The sequence below is a fragment of the Stenotrophomonas sp. STEN029 genome, from assembly GCF_056760015.1.
In genome coordinates this window covers 1-5,720 of sequence record NZ_JBRREC010000150.1, presented here as the reverse complement: position 1 = coordinate 5,720, position 5,720 = coordinate 1, and the positions used below count along the sequence as shown (strand labels likewise).

General features: G+C 64.7%; 5 protein-coding genes. 1 reads left to right on the top strand and 4 read right to left on the bottom strand.

All coding sequences use genetic code 11. The features are described from left to right. Positions 1–252: 252 nt before the first annotated feature. The 4 genes from ACVOLI_RS20045 to queD all read right to left on the bottom strand — a co-directional run bounded on the left by ACVOLI_RS20045 (position 253) and on the right by queD (position 2,757). Complete coding sequence (locus ACVOLI_RS20045; RefSeq protein WP_296251068.1) at positions 253–612, bottom strand: TfoX/Sxy family protein; 360 nt, start codon at positions 610–612, stop codon at positions 253–255. Continuing rightward, a complete protein-coding gene (locus tag ACVOLI_RS20040; RefSeq protein WP_282268899.1) occupies positions 609–1,091 on the bottom strand; it encodes a GAF domain-containing protein in 483 nt (160 codons plus the stop codon). Before ACVOLI_RS20040 ends, ACVOLI_RS20045 begins: the two co-directional genes overlap by 4 nt. A gap of 172 nt (positions 1,092–1,263) precedes the next feature. Continuing rightward, positions 1,264–1,617 carry a phasin family protein gene (locus ACVOLI_RS20035; protein ID WP_282268897.1) on the bottom strand — a complete coding sequence of 118 codons (354 nt, stop codon included), beginning with the start codon at positions 1,615–1,617 and terminating at the stop codon, positions 1,264–1,266. Positions 1,618–2,400: 783 nt separating this feature from the next. Beyond that, a complete protein-coding gene (queD, locus tag ACVOLI_RS20030; protein ID WP_481615723.1) occupies positions 2,401–2,757 on the bottom strand; it encodes a 6-carboxytetrahydropterin synthase QueD in 357 nt (118 codons plus the stop codon). Between the two features lie 183 nt (positions 2,758–2,940). On the opposite strand from queD, the gene ACVOLI_RS20025 reads away from it, so the two are divergent. Continuing rightward, positions 2,941–5,571, top strand: a complete 2,631-nt coding sequence (locus ACVOLI_RS20025; protein WP_481615722.1) for a TonB-dependent receptor — start codon at positions 2,941–2,943, stop codon at positions 5,569–5,571. The last annotated feature ends 149 nt before the right edge of the window (positions 5,572–5,720 follow it).

The window sequence follows — 5,720 nt, the reverse complement described above, 5'->3', positions numbered from 1 at the left end:
CCGGCCCCATGCATATAAACAACCCCCCCGCGACCGCGGCTCGCTGCACTTACCCCGCCCCGGGGTTTTCGGCCCCCCTATCTATTTTTTTTGTCGCCGCGGCTACCCCCGCCAAGCCACAGCTGCATCCGGAGCCACGTAACTCGAACCATCTGCGACCATTGCTGTGCGATGTGACAGATAGCCAGCTTCGCGGCTTACGCCGCTCCTACAAAAACATTCCTTCGCTCGCACAAAACCGACGTCCGGGCTTCAGTCCTCGAAGCGGATCTCGCTGGCTTCTTCTTCATCAGCTTCGGCCTGCATATGCGTTTCATGCACCGGCCCGGCCTGTTGGCCTGCACGCGTGGTGGGCAGCGCGCCAGCAGCGACTTCGTACTCGGCGACCAGTTGCTGGCGACGCGCCTCGGGTATTTCCTGCCAATGGCAGCCGACCAAGGCGCCTTCCAGCGAATACAGCAGGTTGAGGCTGGGCTTGAAGCCGGCGCGGCGCACCTTCATGAACGCCGCGACCGGGCCGATCGCGCTCAGGTCCTGCTCGCTGCGCAAACCGACCTGACGCAGCCAGGCTGCACTCTTGGGGCCGATGTTGCGCAGCTTGGGGGCGCTCATTGCAGCGCCTCGACAAACACCTGGGCGATGGCTTCCAGCCCCAGCTGGTCGTCGGCGTCGAAACGCGCGAGCACCGGGCTGTCGATGTCGAACACGCCAATCAACGTGCCGTTGTGGACCAGGGGCACGACCAGTTCCGAGCGCGAGGCCGAGTCGCAGGCAATATGGCCGGGGAACGCATCCACATCCTCGATGCGCTGGGTCTGGCGGCTGCTGGCAGCGGCGCCACACACGCCCTTGGACAGCGGAATGCGCACGCAGGCCGGCAAGCCCTGGAACGGGCCAACCACCAATTCCTTGCCGTCGTAGAAGTAGAAACCCACCCAGTTGAGCTGCGGTAGCGCGTGGTAGACCAGTGCCGACAGGTTGGCAGCATTGGCAATGCGGTCTGCTTCGCCATGGACCAGAGCGCGGGCCTGGGCCAGCAGCTGGGCGTATTGTTCCGGCTTGCTGCCGGTGAGGGTGTCGGTGTTGAACATCAGGAGAGTCTAGCCGCTGCGTGGTCGTCGATTTTGCCAGCCGCTGCCGCCGAGCGCAGCCATCGGCAATGGAATGCTGGATCGCAGGCAAAAAAAGACCCGGCAGCGGGAGGGAGCTACCGGGTCTGGGATTGCGCGGGGGAGGGACCGCGCAAATTCTGTTGTCTGGGTATCAGCGCGTCTTGCGCTCGGGTTTGGCAGCGAAAGGCTGGCGAACCAATGCGCCCAATGCCTCGCCGGTCTTCAGGCTGAGCCCGACCACTTCCTGGTTGGCATTGGCCAGTCGTTCCATGTTCTCGCGTGCCAGCTGCATGCCCTTGGGCAGCAGCGCCTGCAGATCCGCCTGCGCGCCGGCCTGGGCCAGTTCGCCGAAGAAGCCAGCCGCAGCCGTGGTGTTGCGCTCGAACGCGCGCAGCTGCACGCCAAACACGCTTTCAGCATTTTCCAAGGCGAGCCGGTTGGCACGGTTGGCAGCAGCGGCGAGCTGCTGGGTGTAGCTGCTGAAGTCGTTGAACTGAGCGGACATCAAGGTGATCCGACGGGTCTTGTTGCGTTGCAGCATAGCGCGGAATTGGCGCGGTGCAACATAAATTTCTGAACTGTTCAGAAGTCGCCTCTATAGCGCCGAGCCATGCTCGGCTGGAGCGTTCCCGGTAAAGCCCCTGCCGAGCATGGCTCGGCACTACCGCGCTCGTTTGCCGCAGACGAGCGCTCCCTCCCTTTGCCGCAGGCAAGGGGAGGGCTGGGGAGGGGGTGGCTTTGGGGCTCCATGCACGGCCAGCGTCGCGGCTTACGCCGCTCCCACAAGGGCCGGTGCGTGGTCGGGAAGGCGTTGTAGAGCCGAGCCATGCTCGGCTGGGGCGTTCCTCGGCAAGGCCTCTGCCGAGCATGGCTCGGCACTACGCTTCGGCCCCCTCCCTTTGCCGCAGGCAAGGGGAGGGTTGGGGAGGGGTTGGCTTTGGGGCTCCATGCATGGGCCAGCGTCGCGGCTTATGCCGCTCCCACAAGCGCCGCTGCGTGGTCGGGAAGGCCTTGTAGAGCCGAGCCATGCTCGGCTGGGGCGTTCCCGGTAAAGCCTCTGCCGAGCACGGCTCGGCACTACGCTCTGCTCCCTCCCTTTGCCGCAGGCAAGGGGAGGGCTGGGGAGGGGTTGGCTTTGAGGCTTCATGCACGGCCAGCTTCGCGGCTTACGCCGCTCCCACAAGGGCCGCTGCGTGGTCGGGAAGGCCTTGTAGAGCCGAGCCATGCTCGGCTGGAGCATTACCGGCAAGGCCTCTGCCGAGCATGGCTCGGCACTACGAGGTCGCTATCAGGTGCCCTTGTAGCTGCAGCCGGAGGTACAGGTTTCGTGCACGACTACTTCGCTGAGCAGCGGCAGTGCCGGCTTCAGCTTTTCCCAGATCCACATCGCCAGGCGTTCGCTGGTGGGGTTCTCCAGGCCGGGGATGTCGTTGAGGTAGTTGTGGTCGAGCTGGTCGTAGAGCGGCTGGAAGGCGGCCTTCAGATCGCTGAAGTCCATGATCCAGCCGGTCTCCGGGCCGGGTTCGCCGCTGACCCGCAGTTCCACGCGGAACGAGTGGCCGTGCAGGCGCGAGCACTTGTGGCCGACCGGGACGTTGGGCAGCCGGTGTGCGGCTTCGAGGGTGAAAACCTTGAAAATATCCATGGGCGCAATTGTAGGGTGCCGCCGTCGCTGCGCGTATGCGCCAGTGATGCCAGTCATATTTTCATATCCATCCGGATGGAGCGATGTAACGAATGGTTATGTGCGAATGCAGCAAAGTGATTGGCCGGACATTTGCCGTTCATGAGGTACTGGCGCCGTTGTCATTCACCTCTCCCGGATTCCATGCCTACTCGTTCCTTGCTCGCCTTCGCGGTGGCCGCTGCCATCGCTGCTCCCTCCCTCGCCCTGGCCGAAGCCGCTGCCGACGGCAGCAAGACCCTCGATGCGGTCCGGGTCACCGGCTCCAACATCAAGCGCACCGATACCGAGACCGCCAACCCGGTGCAGGTGATCGAACGCCAGCAACTGGAGCAGACCGGCAAGGCCAGCGTGGCTGACCTGCTGCGTTCGATCTCCGCCAACACCGGCAACGCAAGCAACGAAACCAGCAACAGCGGTTGGGCCTCGGGCTCGGCCGGCATCGGCCTGCGCGGCCTGTCGCAGAAGAACACGCTGGTGCTGCTCAATGGTCGCCGCCTGGCCAATTACGGCTTCCCGTCCGGCGGTTTGTCGGACACCTTCGTCGACCTCAACGCGCTTCCCCTCGTAGCGGTGGAACGCATAGAAGTGCTGAAGGATGGCGCCTCGGCGGTATACGGCTCCGATGCAGTCGCCGGCGTGGTCAACATCATCACCCGGCAGAACTTTGAAGGTGCCGAGGTTGGCGTCAGCGGCGGCACCTCAGAAGCCGGTGGGCTGGATCAGCAGAACCTCAAGTTCGTCGGCGGCCTCGGCGACCTGGACCGCGATGGCTACAACATCCTGGTGTCGCTGGAAGGCTATAACCGCGACCGCCTGGACCAGGACCAGCGCGACCTGACCCGCTCGGGCATCTATACCGACAAGGCCGGTGGCCGCTGGAACGGTTGGTCGGCCAAGGGTGCGCGTTACCTGATTGGCGGAAAGTCCGTGCCGATGCTGGACGCCGCCGGCAACTGCCCGGAAGGCACGGTACTCACCGCCAGCGCACCGATCGACGGTCTGGCCGGTGACACCTGCGCCTTCAACCAGGCGCCGTATACCACGCTGATTCCCTCGACCAAGCGCTGGCAGGCCTATGTCAACGGCACGCTGCGCATCAGTGATTCGGTGGAAGCTTTCGCTGATGTGATCTACAGCGACATCAAGGGTGTGTCGTGGTTCGGCTCCAGCCCGTTCTTCACCCTGGAAAGCGGCCGCTTCGCGCTCAACGCCGATACCGGCCTGGCCGAGCCGGTGCGTTCGACCCTGCCGGCAGGCAATCCGTACAACCCGTACGGCGTGGACGTGCCGATCGAATACACCTTCTTCAACCTCGGCGGCACCATCAAGACCAATCGTTCGCGTTCCTATCGCGGCGTGCTTGGCCTGCGCGGGCAGACCGAGAAGTGGGACTGGGAAGTCGGCGCATTCCAGGCGGCCAGCAAGCAGCGCGAGACCGTCTCCGGCGGCTTTGCCAATCGCTGGACGCTGTATGACGCACTGGCCAGCGGCAGCTACAACCTGCTCAATCCGTCAGCGACGGATCCGGCGGTGCTTGCAGCGATTGGCCTGAGCACGCTGCGCCCGGCCGAATCCGTGCTCAAGGGTGTCGATGCCAAGGTGTCCGGTACTTTGGGTGCAACCTGGGCGGGTGAGATTGGCTTCGCCGCCGGTGCCGAATGGCGTCAGGAGAAGCTCGATTCAAATAATCCGTGGCAGATCGATGCAGGCCTGCAGGTGCGCCCGGCGATCGCCGAAGTGCACGGCCAGCGCCAGGTCAGCGCTGCCTACGCGGAAGTAAGCGTGCCGCTGCACAGCACGTTGGAACTGCAGGCGGCAGCACGCGCCGATCGTTACAGTGATTTCGGCAATGCGTTCTCGCCCAAGCTCGGCCTGCGCTGGCAGCCGCTGGATTGGTTGCTGGTGCGTGCTGCGGCCTCGCGTGGTTTCCGTGCGCCATCGTTGTCGGAGAACTCGGCATCGACCAGCATCGCCTATGGCTCGGTGGTCGATCCGCACGATCCGGACGTTGCCGCTTCGCGGCAGAACCCGACCTTCTTCACCGTCGGCAACACCAACCTGGATCCGGAACGCACGCGCAGCTTCAATGCCGGCTTCGTGCTCTCCCCGTGGCAGAACACCAACCTCAGCGTCGATTACTACCGCATCAAGCTGGACAACCTGATCGGCACCGGCAACACCACAACGCTGGTGGCAGAGAACGACCCGGCCAATGTGCTACGTGATTCGCGCGGCAAGCTGCTGGCGGTCTACAACCGCTACCAGAACCTGAGTGAGCTGGAGACCTCGGGCATCGACATCGAGCTGCGCCAGCGCTGGCAGACGGCCGCTGCGGGTGACTTCGGCCTGTCCTCGGCGCTGACCTATGTCATCGACTACAAGCGACCGCAGGTCGTTGGCGGTCCGCTGGTGGATTACGCCGGCTCCAACCTCGGCCCATCGCTGCCGGATACCAAGGCCACCACCACGCTGGACTGGGCCTTGGGTGATTGGCGCACCGCGCTGACCTGGTATTACACCAGCAGCTATGACCAGCAAGGCAGTGCCGCGGCGAAGGCGGTGCAGAAGCAGGTCGCCAGTTACAGCCAGTTCGATCTGTACCTGGGCTACACCGGCATCGACAAGCTGACTGTGTACGCAAAGGTGCAGAACATCGGTGACCGCCAGCCGCCGTACGACGCCACCTTCCCGGGTGTGCGCGCGCCGTACGACTTCAGCCAGTACGACCTGCGTGGGCGCTATTACACGCTGGGTTTTGATTACCGCTTCTGATTCATAGCCCCTCTCCCGCAAGCGGGGGAGGGCAGCTCCTGTAGTGGGGGGGGGGGGGGGGGGGGGGGGGGGGGGGGGGGGGGGGGGGGGGGGGGGGGGGGGGGGGGGGGGGGGTGGGGGGGGTGTTGGGGGGGCTGGGGGGGTTGGGG

Excerpts from the sequence above, each read along its gene's own strand:
- ACVOLI_RS20045 (WP_296251068.1), bottom strand. The coding sequence starts at position 612 with ATGAGCGCCCCCAAGCTGCGCAACATCGGCCCCAAGAGTGCAGCCTGG.
- ACVOLI_RS20040 (WP_282268899.1), bottom strand. The coding sequence starts at position 1,091 with ATGTTCAACACCGACACCCTCACCGGCAGCAAGCCGGAACAATACGCC.
- ACVOLI_RS20035 (WP_282268897.1), bottom strand. The coding sequence starts at position 1,617 with ATGTCCGCTCAGTTCAACGACTTCAGCAGCTACACCCAGCAGCTCGCC.
- queD (WP_481615723.1), bottom strand. The coding sequence starts at position 2,757 with ATGGATATTTTCAAGGTTTTCACCCTCGAAGCCGCACACCGGCTGCCC.
- ACVOLI_RS20025 (WP_481615722.1), top strand. The coding sequence starts at position 2,941 with ATGCCTACTCGTTCCTTGCTCGCCTTCGCGGTGGCCGCTGCCATCGCT.